This is a genomic window from Sphingobacterium sp. UT-1RO-CII-1, from assembly GCF_026711005.1.
Taxonomy (GTDB): Bacteria; Bacteroidota; Bacteroidia; order Sphingobacteriales; family Sphingobacteriaceae; genus Sphingobacterium.
In genome coordinates this window covers 206,734-228,373 of the sequence record NZ_JAPPVJ010000004.1, presented here as the reverse complement: position 1 = coordinate 228,373, position 21,640 = coordinate 206,734, and the positions used below count along the sequence as shown (strand labels likewise).

Below are 21,640 nucleotides of genomic sequence, written 5' to 3'. Positions count from 1 at the left end.
AAACAAAACTACCACTTTTTAACAAGCTAACCTTAAATAGCTTTAATTATTTTAGAAGCCTATTAAACTTCTCCCAAAACCCATCCCTCGGCAAATCTGCAATCAGCTCCATCGGTTCATCTTTTATAGGGTGTAAAAAAGATAAAGATCTAGAGTGTAAACAAATTGAACGTCGCAAACTACCCCGCGGATAACCATATTTATTATCACCAACAATAGGGCAGTTCATATAAGCCAATTGACAACGAATTTGATGAGTTCTCCCAGTAAGTGGATTTACCTGCAGAAGATAATACCCATCAATCTCTCCCAAAACCTTATAATCTAATTGTGCAAAACTACCGTTCTTCACCTCTCTATCATAAGCTTTGGTAACCATCTTCTTACGATCCCTCAAGAGCCAGTTTTTCAATGTACCGGACATCTTTTCTGGACGATTACGAACTACAGCCAAATAAGTCTTCTCCACAGTCCGGTCATGAAATAACCTATTCATTCGATCCAAACCCTTACTCGTTTTTGCAAGAATTATCAAGCCACTAACAGGACGATCAAGCCTATGTACAACACCTAAGAACGCATCATTTGGCTTATTATATTTCTTCACCAAATATTCTTTCACCATATCCTCCAACGTCTTATCCCCCGTAATATCGGCATGAACTAAATCTCCGGCCCTTTTATTTACCGCTATATAATGATTATCCTCATATACAACATCAGAATCCTTAATTCCCATCCCTACATGTCTCTAAATAAACACAAATTTACTGCCCATCGGATAATTCCTTTTCCGCAGTCTTTAATTTATTCTGTTTTTTGAAATACCCCTTCAGCAAGAAATTACTCTGCATAGCCTTCATATTCTCATCCAGCTTCTCCGTACTTTGATTCAAATTTCTAAGTATCTGACGGATTTCATCAGCAGCTTCAGGATCATTAGTCAATACCCCGATCGCATTATCCTTCGCATTTAAACGATCGGAAGTCTTATTTAGATTTTCCATCAGCGCAGTCGCTGTTTGTGTCACACCTTGCAATTGAGCAGCAGACTCTCTTAAGCTTGAAAACACAAGCGTATCCGTCGTTAAATCATGAATTAACCCTTGGTCATTATTAAGCTTGGCGACCATAGCCTCTAAACTACTGCTCGCACGATCAGCTTTCTTCATCATATTTTCCAGCGAACTCATAGAGTTACTCAATGATTCCACAATACTGGAGTCTGTCATCAGTGCACCTACAAGTCCTTTACCATCCACAATGTCTTTGGAAAGCAAAGCAAAATTCTTGGTAATTTCCACTAAATTTTCATTATTACGCTGTAAAGTAGCAAACATAGCTTCTGTATCCGTACCCGAAACAGACTTAAGCACATCCCCATCCTCAATAGGTGTAGAAGCATCTGTCCCGCCGATCAAACTTACAATAGCATTACCTATTAGACCATCTGACCCCAACTTAGCAACAGCATCCTTACGAATAAAAGCACTTGATTTTTCCTCAATATGTAACACCACTTTCACATCATCAATACTCTGGAACTTAATTTCCTTAACAATCCCCACTTTGACACCCGAAAACCAAACATTATTCCCTACTTTCAAGCCCTTTACGTCATGAAAATAAGTAGTTAAAACTAAGTTTTTGCTAAATTTATTTTGCTGTGTGCCCAGTACTAAGATACCGGCAACTAAAATCAGTAAACCAATCAACACAAATAACCCAACAGTTAGCGTACGCTTCCTCTCATTTGTACTCATATCTTTTTATGTAATAAAGTTATAATCATAAAATGCTTTGACACGCTCATCATCTGTGTCAAATATCTCCTCAAAAGACCCCTGTCTTTCAAATTTACCATCCAATAAAATCACCATACGATCACCTACAGTTTTTGCACAAGAAAGATCATGCGTAATCACAATAGAAGATGTACGATAACGTTCCTGCACCTCATTAATCAACGTATTAATCTCTAGGCATGTAATCGGATCCAGCCCAGCAGTAGGCTCGTCATACAACATAATGTCGGGCCGTAGAATCAAAGTACGTGCAATACCGATTCGTTTACGCTGACCGCCAGAAAGCTCAGACGGCATCTGATTAATTGCTTGCAAAAGACCAACGCTATCCAATACCTCCGACACCTCTTTATCAATTTCTCCCCGCGTAAGATTACGTTGATTTCGAACCAAAGGAAACTCCAAATTTTCACGCACAGTCATACTATCGTAAAGCGCACTGTTTTGAAAAGAAAAACCAACCCGTTGCCTCAACATACGCAGCTCTCTCTCATTCAGTAAATTGACTTGTTGTCCCAGAACATTAACAATACCGGAATCAGGTTTTAACAATCCGGATATCATCTTTATAAGAACAGATTTCCCTGTTCCTGATCTTCCCAAGACCACCAAATTCTCACCATTATAAAGCTTAAGATCAACATCTCTCAAAATATGCAGATCGCCAAAAGACTTGCTAACGTTATCCACGTGGATAACGACATCGTCAAAATTTATTTTCGCTCTATTTTTCTCCATATCCTATACTACCCAAAAAACGATAAAATTTGAACAATAAGTAGCTCCTCAATAAAAACCAAAAACATCGAAGAAACAACGGCGGTATTAGCCGCTTTTCCCACTCCTTCAGTCCCTTTAGAAGAATAATAACCTACATAGCAGCTCGCAAAACCAATGGTAAAGCCAAAAACTACCGCCCGAATCACCATTGCCGATATATCTTTTATACCAATTGCTTCAAATACCTGCGTAAAAAAAGACAAAAAACTGAGATCGTCCTGAGAAGATAAACTAAGAAAACCTCCTAAAAGGCCTATGCCTGCTACATAAAAACATAAAACCGGAATCATAAAGGTAGTCGCTAAAATACGAGTTGATATCAAATATTTCACAGGGTTAGTCCCCGATACCTCCATGGCATCAATCTGCTCTGTAACATTCATAGAACTAAGTTCCGCCCCAATTTGTGAACCTACCTTCCCAGAGCCAATAAGCGCTGTAACCAAAGGAGCCAAAGCACGGACAATCGCAATAGAAATCAAAGCAGGAAGCATAGAAGTAGCACCAAACTCTTCCAAAGAAGGACGCGATTGTTTAGTAAAAACAAATCCAACAATAAATCCCGTTAAACTAATCAAAGGAAAAGATTTCCAACCAATTTCGTAACATTGACGAATAATCTCTCGAAACTCGTAGGGTGGAGACACCACTTCTCTTAAAAAATTCATCATGAAACGATGAATTCTAGCAAACTCGATAAGTAGCTTTTCTATTTTCTTTCCCATTTATGCAATTTAATGAAGTTATATTGATTATTATATAACTACGCACACTAAAAATATCGGGCAAAGGTACAAACTTATATGTTTTTTCAAGAAAACCTAAGCCAGAATAATATTTAAACAAGATCAAAAATAGACTATTGAAGTCAATAGTTCAAATAATAAAATGAATTATCAACTCATAAATTAAACCTTTACTGCGAAACAGAAGTCCTACATAACAAAGACAGGATTGTTTAACATTGATTAAAGAAGAGGGACATGAAAAAGAAACTTACAAACACGCTAGTCATAACACTTTTAGTAATTGTTGGACTATTATCGCACAAAAACATTTACGCACAATCCTACGGACATGTCTCATTCGACCTATTTTATCATGAACTGGGTCCCTACGGATACTGGGAAAGAGATCATAACTATGGTGACATATGGTACCCAAGAGTATCGGCTGACTTTCGCCCTTACGGAACAAATGGCTACTGGACTATGACTGAATACGGAAACACATGGGTTTCAAATTATTCATGGGGATGGGCTCCATTTCACTATGGCAGATGGGTTCACACACCTTATAGAGGATGGGGCTGGATACCTGGCTATGAATGGGGACCAGCTTGGGTAGACTGGCGTAGTGGAGGTGGCTACTATGGGTGGGCGCCAATGGCACCTGCTATGGGCGTTTCGGTATCCATGAATTTGTGGGTATTCTTGCCAGTAAATAGAATATATGATCGCCACATGTACAAACATTGGGATCATGGACGTAGAAACGTTTATAACCATACCACTGTAATAAATAATACATACATCGTAAATAACAACCACTACTATGGAGGGCCGCAACGACGAGACATTGAACGGGATCTTGGGCGTCGTGTCGAAGTACGAACAGTGCAGTCGAGCAATCGTCCTGGAAAATCACGTGTAAATAGCCGCTCGGTCTCTATATATCGACCTGAGTCAAGCAACTCACGCGTCACCACATCAACTCGTACTGAGAACCGAGCTTCGAACCGTATAGATCAAAATAATAGAACAACTACTGGCACAAATGGCAGAAGTAGTAGCACAAATCAATCACGCGTATCACAGGGTAACAACAACCGAAATAATAATACCACAAATCCATCACGAGCAACACAAAACAGTCGAAACACAACAAACAACAACATAAACAATGATCGGACAAGATCCAACGAAAGTAGAAGCACAACTCCAGACAAGACGAATCGGACAAATACCGAATTAAATAACCGTTCACAACGTGGGCAACAGGAGAGAAGCAACAGCGCTCGTCAGAACAGAACTATAGAACGCAATAGAAGCACACCGACCCCACCCGTACAACAGGCGAGTCAACGTAGTAGCTCCGTTACTTCGTCAAGAGCAGGGGCACGAGTTGAAAGCAGTGCGGCAATGAATTCTGGCACCACCTCGAGAATAGAACGAAATAACAATTCATCAAGCGTACGCCAATCATCATCCGCTCAAGGAAACACAAGAAGCAATAGTCGGTCTTCAAGTAGATAAAATATCTAAAACAAAGGGGTGCTCTATCTTAAGATAAAGCACCCCTTTGTTTTAGACCACTAAACTACGATTTACATAGATTCCTATCTATTATAAGGCAACTATTTATTACCTTCACAATTCATAACAACAGCATAAAACAGATAGCATGGCGCAATTAAACTCTATTCTGGACAATGACTTTTACAAGTTCACCATGCAGTTTGCGGTAAGCAGATTGTTCCCAAAAGCACAAGCAAAATACCGATTTATCAATCGGGGAAACCATGTCTTTCCAACAGACTTTCAGCAAAAACTTAAAGAGGCTATTCACAAAATGGCTGAACTTAAATTGACAAAAGCTGAAAAAGAATTCTTACGCAAAAAATGTCCCTACATAGACCCCACCTATCTTGACTTTCTCGAAGGATATCGATACGACCCTGATGAAGTACATATTACACAAGATAATGGAATGCTATCCGTAACTATAGATGGCTATTGGTATCGTACTATTTTATGGGAAGTGCCCATTATGGCACTTATTTGCGAATTATACTATGAAGAAGTTCAATTAGAACGTGTAGACGATCCTGAAGTTTGTGTGATTGTTCAGGATAAAATGAGCAAATATGACAAACTCAATATAACTATCGCAGATTTTGGAACCCGCCGTCGCCATTCTTACAAAGTACATGACTTAGTTGTAAGAACACTAAAAGAACATCCTTCTAAAACTTTTATCGGAACTTCCAACGTACATTTCGCTATGAAGTACGATTCTACCCCCATAGGCACACATGCCCATGAGTGGTTTATGTTTCATGCGGCAAAATACGGTTATAAAATGGCCAACCTACTCGGCTTGGAACATTGGGCAGAAGTATATCGTGGAGACTTAGGCATAGCTTTATCCGACACCTACACTACGGAAGTATTTTTCAAACAATTCGATAAAATGATGACAAAATTATTTGACGGAGTCCGACACGATAGCGGTGACCCTATAACTTTTGCACAAATGACCATAGATCATTATAAACAAAAGGGTATTGATCCCAAATCAAAAACAATTATCTTCTCAGATGGTCTAGACTACGATAAAGTCGAAAATATCGTAGAATTCTGCGAAGGAAAAATAGGACACTCCTTCGGTATCGGCACCGATTTCACCAATGATGTAGGTCTACCAAGAATGAATATAGTCCTCAAAATGACAGAAGCAAAACCCGATGACGGTGAATGGACAGAAGTAATTAAACTTTCAGACGAACCGAACAAAAACACAGGAAGTCTAGAAGAAATTACTATAGCTAAAACCATATTAAAAATAAAAAACTAATGAAACGTGATGTATATGGAGAAGCATTATACGACTTCCATACCCTAAATCAACTCCAAGAACCATTACTTTTACACAGTAGCTACGGAGATATAGAAGAAATGCCCATCGAAGTCTTCTTTCGTGACCAAAACGACTTCCCAGAACTCGAACACATTGCCTTGGCACTTTGCGACGGGCATATCCTTGATGTAGGCGCAGGCGTCGGTAGTCATAGCCTACACCTACAGCAAAAAGGATTTAAAGTAGATGCAATCGAACACTCTGCATCTGCTTGCACTATTATGAAACAACGGGGTGTACAAAAAGTCTTACAGGAAGACTTTTTTCAGCTAAAAAACAAACAATATGATACCCTACTTTTTTTAATGAACGGTATAGGATTAGCTGGTACAATCGACGGCTTTAAGAAACTATTACAACACAGCAAGTCACTCCTTACTGAAAATGGTCAGCTCTTATTCGACTCATCAGACATAGCCTACCTTTATGACGAGTACTGCATCACTAAACCCCAACATTATTATGGACAAATCAATTTCCAATACGAATATAAAGGAAACTTTGGCGAACCTTTCAACTGGATATACATTGCGCAAAAAGAACTCATAAAAATAGCACACGAAGAAAATTGGGTCGTTCAGGTTTTATATGAAGATGACAACGATCAGTACCTTGTTCGGATGGAACCAAGAAAAAATCAACAGTCCTTATAAAATAAATTCGATTAAAAAGAATAAAAAAAATTGAATCCCTCTGGATAAAATAAAAGCGAAAGGCATGTGCCCTTCGCTTTTATCATTATATACATAATAAAATTACTAGTCAATATATTCAAAACCGGTGTAAGGCACCAATACCTTAGGAATCCGTATCCCCTTATCCGTTTGATTATTTTCTAAAATACAGGCAACAATACGTGGTAATGCCAAAGCTGAACCGTTCAACGTATGTGCAAGTTGCATTTTACCTTCTTCATTTTTAAAACGCACCTTCAAACGGTTTGACTGATAAGTCTCAAAGTTAGATACAGACGACACCTCCAACCAGCGTTCTTGGGCCGCACTGAACACCTCCATATCATACGTTAGCGCAGAGGTAAAACTCATATCACCTCCACATAAACGCAAAACTCGATAAGGTAGTTCTAAACTTTTCAATAACCCCTGTACATAAACACTCATCTCCTCCAGTACCTCATATGACTTCTCAGGGTGGACAATCTGTACAGTTTCCACCTTATCAAATTGATGCAGCCTATTTAACCCCCGAACATGAGCACCGTACGAACCTGCTTCACGACGGAAACAAGGCGTATAAGCACAATGCTTAATAGGAAACTGATCCTCCTTAACGATACTATCACGGTACAGATTCGTTACTGGCACCTCCGCTGTCGGAATAAGATACAAATCATCCCCCCCAACATGATACATCTGCCCTTCTTTATCTGGCAACTGTCCGGTAGCAAAAGCAGAAGACTCATTAACTAAAATCGGCACTTGAACCTCCATGTATCCCCCTTCGGCTGCTTGATCCAAAAAGTAATTAATCAAAGCTCGCTGCAAACGCGCACCTTTCCCTTTATATACTGGAAAACCCGCTCCCGTAACTTTAACACCAAGCTCTAAATCTACAATATCATATTTCGCAAGTAACTCCCAATGTGGTAAAGCACGTTCACTCAAGACAGGCACAGCACCATCTTCCAAAACTACTTCATTATCCTCTGCTGTCATACCAATAGGAACAGAGCTATGCGGCAAATTAGGCACCTGCACAATTTTATCTTGTAACTCCTGCTCAATCTGAGACAATTTATCAGTCAATAACTTCACCTGCTCTTTATACCCAGACGATTTGGATTTGATAGCTTCGGCTTCTTCTCTCTTACCTTGGCGCATCAAATCGCCAATTTGCTTAGCAGCAGCATTGGCTTCAGCAGCAATTGCGTCCGACTCATTTTGAATTTTACGACGCGACTCGTCTAATTGAATTAAATCATCAATAAGCGAGACCTCGTTAAAATTCTTAACTGTCAAACGTTCAATTACCGCATCTCTATTTTCACGGATATAATTTAATTGTAACATAAATGAATAATTATTTTAGATACGCAAATATAGCAAGTGTAAACGAAATACCTCTATTTTAATCCATAATACCAACATATTATACCTAGATAAAGCCCACTTCTTCCCGTTTTCACTAGCCATAACTTGAATCTATTTTTAAGCAAAGAAACTCCATAGACAATCGACAAATTTTAACAGTACGACCACACTTCTAATGATTAAAATCTAGTAAAGCGTCAATTATGCCTTCTCATTTCATCGAAAGCCATCCAACACACAACGGAAAGCCACGCGCATAAATAACGGGATGCCCCCAGATAAGAAGAAGATAAACACGGGTTATGGATGGAGTAAGCCCCATGAACAGCGGACTTTAACGGACTTTCACGGACTTTCACGCATATTCACGGACTTTCACGGATATCTAAGGTTATAAGAAGTAGAAATTAATTGATATATTACAGCTATTCAGATCGTTATAACAAACATACTAAAACAAAAGCAGTATGAGTAAAAAAGAAAATAAAACCTCGGAAAAAACGCACAACTTGAGTAAGAATAGCAAATCTGCAGGAAAAGACTTCGCCTACGCAAACCGTCTTACTGCATTAATTTATAATACGCTCAAAGACATATTACAAAGACAGGTAGACCGCGATTGCTACAATCGTTTGTTAAAGAAAACAACCAAAATCTTACAAACTGATATTACTAGTAAATTAGGTAATAGAAAAAGGGAATCTATCCCTATTTAATAATTTTAAACTAAACAATAGACGATCTTTTGACTCAATCATGTTTTGGAAACCGTCTATCATATATGATAACGACTTAAAAAAAACTTTTATAAAGTTACCGGATAATAACCTAAGCGACTTACATAATAAACCGAATCGTGCAAGCCAAATACGACTTCAATTTTATGCCATAACAATAAATATCGCAGAAATGACAGTAGGAATCGTAAAAACACCGCCACTCTACATAACGCACGATTCTACAAAAACGAAAACTAGGGCCGCATTTAGTTTTGACGGACTAAATAATTCGCTATTGTTCATTTTAGGAACATGTCAATACTCTCTTTACGAGAAAAACTCAAAAAAAGATTTTCTTTCAAATAACCGTCTATACTTTGCCGCAGACATTTTCGAAGCAGTTTCTATCATAGAAAGCACTATAAACCACTATGAGCATCAGGAAAAAGAAAAAAAAATAATAAAAAAGATAAATATACAAGAAGTCGACTGGGAATAACAAAATAAAGCTTGTATATATCGAAACATATCCGTATATTGAAAACCCTTAACAATTTATTAACGTCGATTTAATAATGGATTTATAGGATGCATTTATATTTGTAATAACAAAAATTAAAATAATAACATATGATTAAAGATTTAGAATTATTTGAACAAGATCAGTACACAGATTTACTGGAACTCGCTTACGATGGCGACGATTACATAAGCTTTGAAGATTAGCTTTCAAAGCTTATCCCTTTCCCCCTATTTTCCCCTAAATTCCCCCTTTTACTCTTCATTCTTCCTTACAGGTTTTAATTAAAATATATTACCTTTGGGTATGCTTTATTTAGTACCTACGCCCATTGGCAACTTGGAGGACATGACATTTCGAGCTGTTCGAATTTTAAAAGAGGTCGATCTTATCTTAGCAGAGGATACCCGAACCAGTGCTCCTATGTTAAAGCATTTTGGAATAGAAAAAAAAATGTTTGCCCACCACCAGCACAATGAACATAAAGCTGTTGCTGAGATTATAAAATTCTTAAAAGAAGGGCAAAAAATCGCCTTAATATCTGACGCAGGCACCCCGGCAATATCAGACCCTGGCTTTCTATTGGTACGCTCAGTATTAGCAGAAGGGTTAGAAGTACAATGCTTACCAGGTGCTACAGCTTTTGTCCCTGCATTGATAAACTCTGGGCTACCAAACGATAGATTTTGTTTTGAAGGCTTCCTCCCTGTAAAAAAAGGTAGGCAAACCCGATTAAAACAATTGGCAGAGGAAAAAAGAACAATGATCTTTTATGAATCGCCGCATCGAATATTAAAAACGATAGACGAATTAATCACGTATTTTGGTTCGGATAGGGAAGCTTCTATTTCGCGGGAAATAAGTAAAGTATTTGAAGAGAATGTAAGGGGTACACTATTCGATCTTAAACAGCACTACGAGAACCACCCTATTAAGGGAGAGTTTGTTTTCTGTGTCGCAGGTTTACCCGATGAGCGAAAAAAAGATTAACAATCCTTTTTGAGTATTTTAGAACAATAAATTATTATTGATAGATTTTTAGTATAAGTTAGATATGAATATTGATAAATTTCTTCAAGACGGCCAAGATCCAAAAGTCCTGGAAAAGATACATAATAAGATTGTGGACATGCTGACGGCCGATGAATATATCCAATATATTTCTTTACAAAAGAAACCCGCTGTAACACTTCTTCCAGACAGCATTGCAGTCAGCAATAAAAGACTGTTCCTCTGCGAGTTTACCAAACTTGGATTAGCAACAAATTTTGAGATTTTCACGTGGAATGACATTAAAGACATTTCTTTCAAAGAGGAAATATTTGGTTCTAAAGTTACCGTTATCCCGTTCAGAGGAGAGAACCTCACGATAGACTACATACCTAAAGTACAGGCCCGAAAACTATATCAGCTTATTAAAGATGCTTTAGAGAATGTCAACAAACCACTCACGACAGGTAATATTGTGACAGAGATTCACACATCCATATTAACAGAGACTATAAAACCTGACGTAACTTCTGAAACGATAGAAGTTGAGGAGGTAATCGAGCCGACTTTCGAAATTCTTCCACCCGAAGAAGAAAAAATGCAACTTCTAAACGACCAAGCTATTGAAGTAGAGCAAGAGCAAAACGAAGATGATGAGCTTACACAACGACTAAAAAAGTTAAAAAACTTATACGACAGGCAGCTGATTACACAGGCTGAATACGAAAGTAAAAAATCGGAATTATTATCTCAATTGTAGACAATCGTGAAGAACAATTATCTATTAGCTTTTCTTAGTTCTATTATACTACTCTTAGCTTGGCCTCCTATCCCCTATAGTAGCCCGCTATTGCTAGTAGCATTCGTTCCTTTATTGGTTGCTATCGAAAATATAATGAGAGGCTCTTATACTAATAAAGGCCGAAAAATATTCGGCGTAGCGTTCCTAAGTACTTTCATCTGGAATACAGGTTCAATATATTGGGTTTATAACGCCATGAATGCTTATTTGCCCGGTTACGTCTCCATATTAATAGCTCTCATTCCTTTCGGTTTAGCCCCTTTACTGATGGCAACGGTTTTTAGGCTTTACTATCAACTTAGAAAAAAGAAAAGCATTTTGTATAGCTTCATCGGTTTAATATCCCTTTGGCTATCGTATGAGTTTTTACATCAATGGTGGAGCCTATCATTCCCCTGGATGTCGCTAGGAAATGGATTTGCAAACTTTCACCAACTTGTTCAATGGTATGAATTAACAGGTGTTTTTGGCGGGACAGTATGGATATGGGTTAGCAACCTCCTTATCTTCCTGATGGTATGGCAGAAGAAAGAAAAAGTGGAAGGTTTCAGTAATAAAAAACTAGGCTTTATACTTGCTACGGTGCTAATCGTACCTATTACAGCTTCTCTAATTCGTTACAATATTTATGTTGAGCACATTAATCCCTCAGAGGTCGTTGTAGTTCAGCCTAACATTGATCCTTATCAGAAGTTTGGCAGTATTAGCCCTGCAGAGCAATTAGAGACATTAATTCACTTATCGGAAAAGGTAGCTAAACCTAACACAGAATTTTTCTTATGGCCCGAGACCGCTTTATCTTCTCCGACGGGTATCAACGAGGAAGATTTTCGTTCACATCCGATATACGATAGAGTTGCTAGCTTCTTAGATCAATATAAAAATGGGAATGTCTTGTCCGGTATCGAAAGCCATTTAATTTACGACGAGCCAAAAACAGGAACAGCGCGCCAATGGGGCAATATCGGTTACATGGATAATTTTAATGCAGCTGTTTTAATCGACCGATCGAGCAAAGTGCAATTTTATCATAAATCTAAACTCGTACCCGGGGTAGAACAAATGCCATTTGGGGAAACTTTAAGTTTTTTAAAACCGGTTTTTGCACATTTCGGGGGTACTACAGGTGGCTACGGCAAGCAAGAGGAGCCTTCCGTATTTTATGCACAAAGTGGCATTGGCGCAGCACCAGTTATCTGTTATGAGTCTATCTGGGGAAACTATGTTGCAGATTATGTTACAAAAGGAGCCCAATTTATTGCAATAGTGACTAATGACGGGTGGTGGGGTAACACTTCGGGAAAAGATCAACATTTACAATATGCCAAATTGAGAGCGATAGAAAATAGACGCTGGGTGGCGCGTTCTGCAAACACCGGGATTTCGGGATTTATCAATCAGCGGGGCGATATTGTGCAAAAAACAGAATGGTGGCAACCCGATGCACGTTTACAGGAAATCAATCTAAATGAAGAACTTACATTTTACACGAAGAACGGTGATTTGTTTGTTTATTTAGGTTTTGCGGGAAGTTTATTGGCTTTATTCTTTATAAGTGTCCCAAAAAGAAAGAAATCAAATTTGCTTTAATTAATTTTGCAGTATGCAAGTATATTTAGATAATGCAGCTACTACTCCTTTAGATCCTGAAGTTATTCAGGTCATGATGGAAAGTATGCAACAAGATTTTGGTAACCCTTCATCAATACATGCACACGGAAGGCAAGTGAAGACACTTGTTGAAAAAGCAAGAAAAAAGGTAGCAAGTTTGCTAAAGGCATCCCCTTCAGAAATATTTTTCACTTCCAGTGGTACAGAAGCCGATAATATGGCTATAGCCCGCTCGATCATTGACTTACAGATAACGCATGTCATTAGCTCCCCTATAGAGCATCATGCTGTACTGCATACATTGGAGGACCTTCAAAAACGTGGGCAGATACACTTAGACTTGTTACGTGTTGGGGCAAATGGGGATATTGACATTGAACAATTAGAAGACATTCTAAAAGATAATCCCCGGACTTTAGTTTCATTGATGCATGCTAACAACGAAATTGGCAACCTTACAGACATCAAACGCATTGCTGAAATATGCAGAGCACACGATGCTGTCTTTCATACAGACACTGTACAGACCATGGGGCATTATAGACATGATGTTTCAGAACTAAACATTGATTTTCTAACAGGTTCTGCACATAAATTTCACGGTCCTAAAGGTGTTGGTTTCTTATATATTAACGGTCGAAATAAAATTAATCCTTTTATCTATGGCGGTGCACAAGAGAGAAATATGCGGGGTGGCACAGAAAACGTGTACGGTATCGTTGGCTTAGCGAAAGCTTTGGAAATAGCTTATGACCATATGGATGAACATCAAACATACATACAAGGTTTAAAAGAATATATGAAGTCCGAACTGCAAGCAAAAATAGCTGATGTAAGCTTTAATGGATGTGCGGATGCTGATAACTCCTTGTATACAGTATTAAATGTTTCACTTCCCTGCACAGAAATTGCGGACATGCTATTATTCAGTCTAGATATTGCAGGTATCTCTGTTTCGGGAGGCAGTGCCTGTAGCTCTGGTTCTGATATTGGCAGTCATGTTTTGCAGGCCGTTAACGGCGATTCTCCCAGACCTTCTGTTCGCTTTTCATTCAGTAAGTATAATACAAAAGAAGAAATCGATTATGTAGTGGCGAAAATAGCAGAGCTTTGTAAAAAATAGGACAAAGCTCTGACTATTCTCATAACTAAACATTACACTCTAACAGTTTCTAAAACCTTTTATATATAACTGCGTTTAAAATGCAGCTTACTACTTTTTTCGACTTTTAAAATAGGGTGCTTTAAATGCTGTTGTACTGGGAGTTTCATCACTAATTTTAGGCCACCCATCTTCCCATATAATTTTGTCTAAAAGTAGTACGCGTCGGCTCGCACCACTATTCACTTTCCCTCTATTGCTATCTATACCATGATATAAAATCCAGTCATCACCATCATCATCTGTAATAATTCTCGAAGTATGACCTACTCCAACAAATTTTTTATTTTTCTTTAATAGCAAAGAACCATTTCCTGGCTCTGCTATATCCTGTCCCTCTTTATCCAAATACGGACCTTTCAAGCTTTTAGATCGTGCAACCATTACATGATAAGTACTCTTTTCTCCCTCACAACATGTACCTTTTGATCCTAAAAAATAATAATAACCTTGTCTTTTATGTATAACTACGGCTTCAAAATCTCCTGCTGCTACTTTAAATTTGTCACTTAAATCCACGACGTTTAAACCAAGATCATCTAAAGGTATTCCATATGTTCCCTGATTAAACAGATTACTAAAACTTCCCCAAAACAAGTATTTGCTTTCATTGTCCTGAAAATAAAAAGGATCTATCGAATTCGGAACCCCTACTTCTTCACTATCAAAAAGCTTTCCTCTATCGGTAAAAGGTCCCTCAGGTTCAGACGACACCGCTACACCGATGCCTGGGTTACTATCTCCCCAAGTCGAGTAAGCATAATACAACATATACTTTCCACCAACATATACCACATCAGGAGCCCAAATTCCCCCTTGTCGCTTCCATTTAGGTTTAGTTAAAAAAGCCTCTCCTACTACCTCCCAATTAACTAAATTTCTAGATTTTAAAATAGGAACTAAACGGCTTCCTTGCCCGTCTCCCCAATCATCTTGAGTACCATAAGCGTAAAAACATCCTGTAGAAGGATCTTTAACAACTGTAGGGTCTGCCAAAATAGGTTCAAAAACAGGGTTTGAATAGTTACTTATTTCTTTTTTCCATTTCTGAGAATTTGCACATCCAAACAGAGACAATGTAATAATAAGGATGATGGTACTTTTAACAATAAAATGCATATAATTTTATGTTTTTGCCCAATAATCAATTACTAAGACCTTGTCCAAATGAGGTTTTAAGACATCAACAAAAGCTTTATGTGCCGGATGAGGCAAATAAGTATCCCTATCCTCTTCCGTTTCAAAACTAACAAAGAATAGGTGTGTGAACCCCTGGTCTTGTCCTTCTGGGCTATTATTTATTCCCCATTCAAAACCAACAATTTCTTTTATCTGACTCGGCAATTTGCGGAAAGCTTCTTCTACTTCCTTTACCTGTTCTTCAGAAGAGGTATCTTTAAATTTTAGCAGGACCACGTGTCTAAGAAGCTCTCCTTCCTTATTTATGATGGGCTGTGATGCCATAGAACTATAATTATAAATTGTAAAAAAAATTATCAATAATACACTTTTAATCTTTGTAACCATGTTTTTTTATTTATTAATGTATGAAATAAATAACTAGAAGTCGCTGTTTAAAAATCTACATCTTTAAAAAAGCATTAAACCCCGGCGTCATTTTTAGATATTTCATATAGATGAAAATTAAATTATATATGTAAAGTATAGCCTATTCTTTCGTTCAGAAAATAACAGAAACCTCTCTCTATGCCCTAAACTATTTCGCATCCGGATGATTTGCTAATATAGATTTCATTTTCTCCAAAATATCCGAACGTTCTGACGCAATATTCTTCTTTTCCACCTTACCTTCACTATAATCATACAGTTCATAATCAATCGGAGCATCAGGCTCATTTATCTTTTTCCACTCTACGAGGCGATAACGATCTGTCCGAATGGCTCTGCCCAGACGTCCTTCACGGGGGAAACTATGATAAGCATGATCACGAAGACGAACAGTTGTGTCTCGAAGGACCGGCAGCATACTAATACCGTCAAAAGGTTGTTCTACTTCAGGTAAAGCAAATCCGGCCAGTTCTACTAACGTAGGATAAATATCAACGGATTCCGTTAGTTGAGAAGTACTACTGTTAGCTGCGTTAACTCCCGGAGCAGATATAATTAAAGGTATGTGATTAGCTAATTCATAATTGACGTGTTTAGTCCAGATCCCCATTTCTCCAAGATGGTATCCATGATCCCCCCATAAAACGACAATCGTATTGTCATTAAGCCCCGACTCTTTCAAAGCATGCATTACTTTTCCTATCTGTGCGTCCACATAGCTTACACTAGCATAATAGCCATGAATAAGTTTACGCTGCAGTTCTTTAGGAAATGGATCTTGTTCAGAGGAGTGCGGTATAGGAAAATACTGATCAATTTCAGTATCCCTTTTTACGGCATAGCTAGGTGCTCCTACCGGTTTTTCTTCATATTCTGGCAAAGGTAAAGTAGCGGGATTATATTTATCCCAGTATTTTTGAGGAACGGAGAATGGAAGATGTGGTCGAGCAAAACCTACTGCTAAAAAGAATGGCTGAGAGTTAGGGTTTTTCTGCATATCCGCCAGTTCTTTAAGACGTTTTACCGCACGATTTGCAATACGCCCATCTGCATAGGCATCATCAGGCACATCCGGAGATTCCCAAGCAACACCTCGTGGCAAACCTTCCGCACTTTTATTAGAAAACAGTGCTTCCTCCCTGGTAAACCCATCTTTCTTACTCGCAGCATCTACATATTCTATTAACAGCTCCGGATGGTGAGGGACAGTCCATGAAGCCTCATCTTGATAGGTACCATGTCCGATATGATAGACTTTACCCATGCCTTCGGTATGGTATCCATTTGTTTTAAAAAACTCAGGCATTGTCAAAGCTTGCGGATAATAATCTCTAAAGTTCTGACCAAAACCATAAATTCCGGTAGAAGATGACCGGCTTCCTAACATCAAATTAAATCGAGAGGGCGCACATACCGCTTGATTTGAATAAGCAAAATCAAAACGAAGCCCATTTGCTGCCAACTTATCCATGTAGGGTGTAATTGCAGTTTTATCACCGTAGGCCCCGATTGCCGGTTTCAGATCATCGACAAGAATCAAAAGAATATTGGGTTTTCCTTTCGTTTCACTATCTATTTGTGCAGACATCTGCAAGCTTGCGAGAACAAGAAAACTTATAATAATTAATCGAAAAAAAACAAGCATTGGATTTGTTATAAAATATTTCCTTCTATAGATCAATTTTCACTAGATACAGCTAACATTAACCCCACCACACCGGATGCATCATAAGCAGAAATAATTTTATGATCTGATGTTTTTTCACTAATGTTTCTCGTGGTAAGATTACGTTCATTTCTATTATTCCAGCCCACTGTTATATTCTTTTTCATCCAATTTAAATACTCAGGTTGATTAACTTCTTTAGCTAGTTGCACGATATATTGTCCTAAAATTGCATGATAAATCCCTTGTTCCTCTCCTGTATCAAAAGGTAAAATACCAGATATAGACATGGTATTTTTCGTAAAATCAGCCGCCAAGACCGCATCGTTCAAATAATGCATCTCACCTGTTATTTTATATAAATCTACAGCAGCTCCTACACAAGTTCCTTGATTGTACCCATGTGGTTTCCAATGGGGCTCGCCGTCCCCATGTTTAGAATCCGCAACTTCTCCTGTTGCTGTGTTAAATAGGTTTTTCCGCGACCAACTATATACATCCTTTGCTTTTTCAAGGTAACTCTCGTTTTGAGTAATTTTATACAAAAGTGCAGAGGCTACTACAGTGGGGTAGTTGATACAAGACATCTTACCTGCTCTTCCCATAGTCCAATCCCAAAACATGCCACCTTTTTCTCTATCGAAAGAACCAATATCCAACTCGGGCACACCATACCAAACTCTATTAAAACCGGAAACGGCATGGGCTAAATATTTTTCCTCTCCCGTAAGTTCATATGCTCTAGCCATGGATATAACCCACCACATGATATCATCATATATAAACCAAACATCCGGATGACTATACCAATCATATCCTGCGTAATATTCATAGCAACCCTGATAAATATCTTCTATACGTTGTTTGTTCTGTTTGCTCGGTTCAGCTTTATAAGCATTCATGGCCATATCCCAGTATATTGCTTGTGTCCATATGGCCGCTACTTCTGTTCCCTTCTTTGAATCACGGAAATACAACTTTCGCATAGGATCATACAATTCATCATTAAAGGACTGGTAAGCCTGTTTGAGATCTTCCTTAGAATAAGTCGAAGTATCTAACTTTTCTACTTTCAAAAAAGGTTCATTAAGATTTAAAATTTCAGCTCTTACCCCAACAAAAACGGGGGTAAGAACCGAAATAAAAAAACAAATATGTTTCTTCATTTTTTATTTAATTAAATTGTTATTATGTCATTTTACCACTGAATGGCCTGATCCTCATCAGGAATTTGTGTATTCAATTGGCGCTCCAAAATTAAAGAGCCTGAAACCAAATAGTTAATATTAACATTAGGAACCATACTATAATCAGTAAATTGATAATCAATATTATTAATAGTGATGTAACGATGTAAGAGATAAGGGCGGACAGCATCCATCTGTTCAGAAATTGTATAGCTGGCATCCTTATTTACTTTAAAATTCATTTTAGGATTGTTTGAAGATAATGTCACTCCGCCTGTCTCATTAAAGTTCACATAAACTTTATAATTACGACGATCTTGCCGTTCTTCATCAATATTTCCTGCATAAAAGAAAATAGTCTTCTCATCAACCACGTAGCTTCTAATTTCACTCTTAACAATCGGGGTTTCTTCTTCATATCCTTCCATTGCTATTTTCAATGCTGTTCCACTATATGTCCCTGAATAATCATTGAAAGGATTAACACGAAGCAAAGCTTTCCTATAATGTTTTCTCGGGTTTGCTTTATAGCTTCCAGATAGATCATCCTCAATAGTTAATGGTAAAACCCACTTCTCCGTCATATCAATACCTTTAAGTGTAAAATCTATATCCATCAAAGATGTATTTTGACCACCACTTATAACAATCGAAGAGGGGATTGAAAAGTATTCATCGCTTAATATCCGATAATAAAAATCATCTCGATTTTGAAAGCGTTCATAATTTAAAACATTTAATGTATCCGGATCAACGCTTATTTTCACATTTAGATCTTTTGAGATTGTAGTAGAACCACTGACAATTAAAGGTTGCTGAAATACTGTTTTTTCGCTATCTCTATACCTAATAAATATATTGGCGATCCCCTCTCCAGATAAAGGTGCTTTAAATGAAATATAGTTTTCAAATTGCTCATCTTTCCACTCATCATTGCATGAGCTAAATATAGTGATGAGTGAAAAAAGCAATAAGGTTATATTAATCTTTTTCATATGCTTATCATTTTTGTGAACATCATATGTCATACTAATTTATTTCCATGATATAGAAAACATACGTACAACACATTGACTTCATATTTTTAATCGTTATAAGTCCATCCTGGATTCTGAGTTAATCTTTTGTTCCGTTTAAGTTCACTATGACTAATCGGCCAAAACCACATTTTATCTGCAAAAGTTGTTTTTAATGCCCAAACCGCAATAGGCTGATGAAAAAGATCTCTTTCTTTTTCATTCATCAAAACATTTGCTCCATAAATTGGCAGTGCTTCCTCTACAGGTGCGTCCATCCAACGACGTAAATCATAATAACGCTGTCCTTCCCCCATTAACTCTAAAAATCGCTCCCTTTTAATTGTTTTACGCAATTCTTCTTTACTACCATAAATAGCTCCTGAATAATCAGGAACACCTGCCCGTATACGAATAGGATGTATTCCTCTCTTTATCTCACTGATATCACGATAAATATTATAACTTCCTCCTCTCCATGATGGGATTGTATATGAGCCATCTAATTCATTCAACGCTTCAGCATATGCTAATAATATATCTGCATAACGAATAGCGGGTTCTGCTTTAGGTACTATATGTGATGAACTGCCCCCCTCATAAGTGTCATTTTGATGTACAAATTTTTTCACTCCAAAGCCTGTACGTAACCAATAAGCATTAGAGGAGTTAAAACCATTGCCTTTATTATCATCTCGGTAATAGAACACTTGTTGGTTACGATTACGTTCTTGAGTTTCATTAAATAAAGTCCAAAAACTTCCATTGTAAGCTACTGAAGCATAAAATCTTGGTTCTCGATTAGCATACTGTAGTGATACTCCCGCTCTCAAAGGTTTATATCTTCCTTCTTCATAATCGGTTTGTGTCACGTAACCGCTTGCCCGAACCGAACCATTTCCCCGCCCGATTTCGAGATCTTTCCCTGGTACATCTTTACCATCATTCATATAATAAGCATCCACAAGTTTTTGCGTTAACCCGTGTGTATTCCAGCCCGTAGCAGACCGTGGTAATTGATGGGCGACCATTGCGGAAATACTTTCTCCCCCCTGATTATCTCCTCTAGTAAAAATAAGTTCAGGATTTCCGGAAGGTTGTAAGGTACCATCAAATACTTGTGCATAGGATTTAGCGGGATCAATATTAGCCCAACCTTCCGGCCAGCTTTTTTCAGAAAAGTTCATATCTTTTGGAGGAATGACTGTTGCATCATCTCCTGTCTCCTGCAGAGGAACCCAATAAAGGGAATACACACCTAACTCCATTACATCCCGAGCTGCAGCTGCAGCTTTCGCCCACTTCTCTTCATTATAATTTACTGATAATAAATTTTTTCCAACATCATCCGTAAGCTTTAAAGCAAAATCAGCTGTGTTACCATTGGCCAATGGACTTGCTGCATATAATAAGGCTTTAGCCCTGGTTGCCAATGCTGCCCCACAAGTAGGTCTAGCGGACGCATCTTGCCCGCGAGTCATCCCTAACACCTCCATTTCCTTAGCCGCTAACAACATCTCACTAGCAATATAGTCTGCACACTCTTCATAACTACTACGAGGAGTCGCCAAGTTATCATAGCTTTCGGTATAATCTAGTCCTTCATCAGGTAAGAGAGGAATAGGCCCATACTTACGCAACAATAACCAATACAGATATGCTCTTGCAAAACGAGCCTGTCCACGAAAGTCTTCAATTTCAACTTCATTCATTTCCGTATTCATATATACATTTTGAATGAATGTTGTTGCGTTACGAATCCCACGATAGCTTTGAGTCCACGTACCTTGCTTCTCATTTTCATTATACAAGCCCATTTTAAACTTATTATAAGAAAGCTCATTTTTAGAAGGATCATAATCACTATCTCTATCTCCGTAAAACATATCATCGGCAAATGCATGAGGAGTATGACCTTTACTCGCAACATCTGCATTTATATCTTTAAACTCTGCAAACACATGTGCTAACCATTCTTCTGTATACACTTTACTCTGAAAAACTTTTTCAATTGTAAGCCGATCTTTAAAATACTGATCAGATTTCAAGTAATCTTTCTTGCAGGAAGAAATGATGCTTATGTTTACAACAATAAAAAGTATAAAATATAATCGTCTTTCCAT

General features: G+C 37.9%; 20 protein-coding genes. 9 read left to right on the top strand and 11 right to left on the bottom strand.

Going from position 1 to position 21,640, the window contains the following annotated elements; genetic code table 11:
* Positions 1-46: 46 nt before the first annotated feature.
* The 4 genes from ORI89_RS10725 to ORI89_RS10710 are packed head-to-tail and all read right to left on the bottom strand — an operon-like array spanning position 47 to position 3,310.
* Positions 47-739 carry an RluA family pseudouridine synthase gene (locus ORI89_RS10725; protein WP_268230477.1) on the bottom strand — a complete coding sequence of 231 codons (693 nt, stop codon included), beginning with the start codon at positions 737-739 and terminating at the stop codon, positions 47-49.
* A 28-nt stretch (positions 740-767) separates the two neighbouring features.
* Positions 768-1,763 (bottom strand): MlaD family protein, encoded by a 996-nt coding sequence (locus tag ORI89_RS10720; protein ID WP_268230476.1) that lies wholly within the window; start codon positions 1,761-1,763, stop codon positions 768-770.
* Between the two features lie 6 nt (positions 1,764-1,769).
* Positions 1,770-2,543 carry an ABC transporter ATP-binding protein gene (locus tag ORI89_RS10715; protein ID WP_268230475.1) on the bottom strand — a complete coding sequence of 258 codons (774 nt, stop codon included), beginning with the start codon at positions 2,541-2,543 and terminating at the stop codon, positions 1,770-1,772.
* Between the two features lie 8 nt (positions 2,544-2,551).
* The gene (locus tag ORI89_RS10710; RefSeq protein ID WP_268230474.1) at positions 2,552-3,310 is read right to left on the bottom strand and encodes an MlaE family ABC transporter permease; all 759 of its coding nucleotides are present in this window, start codon (positions 3,308-3,310) and stop codon (positions 2,552-2,554) included.
* Positions 3,311-3,568: 258 nt separating this feature from the next.
* Between ORI89_RS10710 and ORI89_RS10705 the strand changes: the two genes are divergently transcribed.
* The 3 genes from ORI89_RS10705 to ORI89_RS10695 all read left to right on the top strand — a co-directional run bounded on the left by ORI89_RS10705 (position 3,569) and on the right by ORI89_RS10695 (position 6,877).
* The gene (locus ORI89_RS10705; RefSeq protein ID WP_268230473.1) at positions 3,569-4,840 is read left to right on the top strand and encodes a DUF6600 domain-containing protein; all 1,272 of its coding nucleotides are present in this window, start codon (positions 3,569-3,571) and stop codon (positions 4,838-4,840) included.
* Positions 4,841-4,988: 148 nt separating this feature from the next.
* A complete protein-coding gene (gene pncB, locus ORI89_RS10700; RefSeq protein ID WP_268230472.1) occupies positions 4,989-6,161 on the top strand; it encodes a nicotinate phosphoribosyltransferase in 1,173 nt (390 codons plus the stop codon).
* Complete coding sequence (locus tag ORI89_RS10695; protein WP_268230471.1) at positions 6,161-6,877, top strand: class I SAM-dependent methyltransferase; 717 nt, start codon at positions 6,161-6,163, stop codon at positions 6,875-6,877. The genes pncB and ORI89_RS10695 overlap by 1 nt, the downstream gene beginning before the upstream one ends.
* Before the next feature lie 105 nt (positions 6,878-6,982).
* Here ORI89_RS10695 and serS read toward each other — a convergent pair whose 3' ends face one another.
* On the bottom strand, positions 6,983-8,254 hold the full coding sequence (gene serS / locus ORI89_RS10690) for a serine--tRNA ligase (RefSeq protein ID WP_268230470.1): 1,272 nt from the start codon (positions 8,252-8,254) through the stop codon (positions 6,983-6,985).
* Positions 8,255-8,742: 488 nt separating this feature from the next.
* On the opposite strand from serS, the gene ORI89_RS10685 reads away from it, so the two are divergent.
* The 6 genes from ORI89_RS10685 to ORI89_RS10660 all read left to right on the top strand — a co-directional run bounded on the left by ORI89_RS10685 (position 8,743) and on the right by ORI89_RS10660 (position 14,040).
* Complete coding sequence (locus ORI89_RS10685) at positions 8,743-8,991, top strand: hypothetical protein (protein WP_268230469.1); 249 nt, start codon at positions 8,743-8,745, stop codon at positions 8,989-8,991.
* A gap of 193 nt (positions 8,992-9,184) precedes the next feature.
* Positions 9,185-9,493, top strand: coding sequence for a hypothetical protein (locus tag ORI89_RS10680; RefSeq protein WP_268230468.1), 309 nt, complete (start codon positions 9,185-9,187; stop codon positions 9,491-9,493).
* Between the two features lie 327 nt (positions 9,494-9,820).
* Entirely contained in the window at positions 9,821-10,504 is a 684-nt protein-coding gene (gene rsmI, locus ORI89_RS10675) for a 16S rRNA (cytidine(1402)-2'-O)-methyltransferase (protein WP_268230467.1), read from the top strand.
* Between the two features lie 64 nt (positions 10,505-10,568).
* Entirely contained in the window at positions 10,569-11,264 is a 696-nt protein-coding gene (locus tag ORI89_RS10670; RefSeq protein WP_268230466.1) for a PH domain-containing protein, read from the top strand.
* 6 nt (positions 11,265-11,270) lie between these two features.
* Entirely contained in the window at positions 11,271-12,896 is a 1,626-nt protein-coding gene (gene lnt / locus ORI89_RS10665) for an apolipoprotein N-acyltransferase (RefSeq protein ID WP_268230465.1), read from the top strand.
* 13 nt (positions 12,897-12,909) lie between these two features.
* The gene (locus ORI89_RS10660; protein ID WP_268230464.1) at positions 12,910-14,040 is read left to right on the top strand and encodes a cysteine desulfurase family protein; all 1,131 of its coding nucleotides are present in this window, start codon (positions 12,910-12,912) and stop codon (positions 14,038-14,040) included.
* A gap of 90 nt (positions 14,041-14,130) precedes the next feature.
* Here the strand turns inward: ORI89_RS10660 and ORI89_RS10655 are convergent, their stop codons facing one another.
* The 6 genes from ORI89_RS10655 to ORI89_RS10630 all read right to left on the bottom strand — a co-directional run bounded on the left by ORI89_RS10655 (position 14,131) and on the right by ORI89_RS10630 (position 21,640).
* Positions 14,131-15,198 (bottom strand): family 43 glycosylhydrolase, encoded by a 1,068-nt coding sequence (locus ORI89_RS10655; protein WP_268230463.1) that lies wholly within the window; start codon positions 15,196-15,198, stop codon positions 14,131-14,133.
* A gap of 6 nt (positions 15,199-15,204) precedes the next feature.
* Positions 15,205-15,543 (bottom strand): Dabb family protein, encoded by a 339-nt coding sequence (locus tag ORI89_RS10650; RefSeq protein WP_268230462.1) that lies wholly within the window; start codon positions 15,541-15,543, stop codon positions 15,205-15,207.
* Between the two features lie 253 nt (positions 15,544-15,796).
* Complete coding sequence (locus ORI89_RS10645) at positions 15,797-17,236, bottom strand: sulfatase (RefSeq protein WP_268230461.1); 1,440 nt, start codon at positions 17,234-17,236, stop codon at positions 15,797-15,799.
* 89 nt (positions 17,237-17,325) lie between these two features.
* Positions 17,326-18,480 carry a glycoside hydrolase family 76 protein gene (locus tag ORI89_RS10640; RefSeq protein WP_268230460.1) on the bottom strand — a complete coding sequence of 385 codons (1,155 nt, stop codon included), beginning with the start codon at positions 18,478-18,480 and terminating at the stop codon, positions 17,326-17,328.
* A gap of 32 nt (positions 18,481-18,512) precedes the next feature.
* Positions 18,513-19,496 (bottom strand): DUF4973 domain-containing protein, encoded by a 984-nt coding sequence (locus ORI89_RS10635; protein ID WP_268230459.1) that lies wholly within the window; start codon positions 19,494-19,496, stop codon positions 18,513-18,515.
* An 89-nt stretch (positions 19,497-19,585) separates the two neighbouring features.
* Positions 19,586-21,640: a RagB/SusD family nutrient uptake outer membrane protein gene (locus tag ORI89_RS10630; RefSeq protein ID WP_268230458.1), complete on the bottom strand. Its 2,055-nt coding sequence runs from the start codon at positions 21,638-21,640 to the stop codon at positions 19,586-19,588.

Bases quoted from the DNA above. Each gene is read 5' to 3' on its own strand.
- ORI89_RS10680 (WP_268230468.1), top strand. From the start codon at position 9,185: ATGACAGTAGGAATCGTAAAAACACCGCCACTCTACATAACGCACGAT.
- ORI89_RS10645 (WP_268230461.1), bottom strand. From the start codon at position 17,236: ATGTCTGCACAAATAGATAGTGAAACGAAAGGAAAACCCAATATTCTT.
- serS (WP_268230470.1), bottom strand. From the start codon at position 8,254: ATGTTACAATTAAATTATATCCGTGAAAATAGAGATGCGGTAATTGAA.
- pncB (WP_268230472.1), top strand. From the start codon at position 4,989: ATGGCGCAATTAAACTCTATTCTGGACAATGACTTTTACAAGTTCACC.
- ORI89_RS10715 (WP_268230475.1), bottom strand. From the start codon at position 2,543: ATGGAGAAAAATAGAGCGAAAATAAATTTTGACGATGTCGTTATCCAC.
- ORI89_RS10685 (WP_268230469.1), top strand. From the start codon at position 8,743: ATGAGTAAAAAAGAAAATAAAACCTCGGAAAAAACGCACAACTTGAGT.
- ORI89_RS10655 (WP_268230463.1), bottom strand. From the start codon at position 15,198: ATGCATTTTATTGTTAAAAGTACCATCATCCTTATTATTACATTGTCT.
- ORI89_RS10695 (WP_268230471.1), top strand. From the start codon at position 6,161: ATGAAACGTGATGTATATGGAGAAGCATTATACGACTTCCATACCCTA.
- ORI89_RS10705 (WP_268230473.1), top strand. From the start codon at position 3,569: ATGAAAAAGAAACTTACAAACACGCTAGTCATAACACTTTTAGTAATT.
- ORI89_RS10720 (WP_268230476.1), bottom strand. From the start codon at position 1,763: ATGAGTACAAATGAGAGGAAGCGTACGCTAACTGTTGGGTTATTTGTG.
- ORI89_RS10725 (WP_268230477.1), bottom strand. From the start codon at position 739: ATGGGAATTAAGGATTCTGATGTTGTATATGAGGATAATCATTATATA.
- ORI89_RS10630 (WP_268230458.1), bottom strand. From the start codon at position 21,640: ATGGAAAGACGATTATATTTTATACTTTTTATTGTTGTAAACATAAGC.
- ORI89_RS10650 (WP_268230462.1), bottom strand. From the start codon at position 15,543: ATGGCATCACAGCCCATCATAAATAAGGAAGGAGAGCTTCTTAGACAC.
- rsmI (WP_268230467.1), top strand. From the start codon at position 9,821: ATGCTTTATTTAGTACCTACGCCCATTGGCAACTTGGAGGACATGACA.
- ORI89_RS10635 (WP_268230459.1), bottom strand. From the start codon at position 19,496: ATGAAAAAGATTAATATAACCTTATTGCTTTTTTCACTCATCACTATA.
- ORI89_RS10640 (WP_268230460.1), bottom strand. From the start codon at position 18,480: ATGAAGAAACATATTTGTTTTTTTATTTCGGTTCTTACCCCCGTTTTT.
- ORI89_RS10660 (WP_268230464.1), top strand. From the start codon at position 12,910: ATGCAAGTATATTTAGATAATGCAGCTACTACTCCTTTAGATCCTGAA.
- ORI89_RS10670 (WP_268230466.1), top strand. From the start codon at position 10,569: ATGAATATTGATAAATTTCTTCAAGACGGCCAAGATCCAAAAGTCCTG.
- ORI89_RS10710 (WP_268230474.1), bottom strand. From the start codon at position 3,310: ATGGGAAAGAAAATAGAAAAGCTACTTATCGAGTTTGCTAGAATTCAT.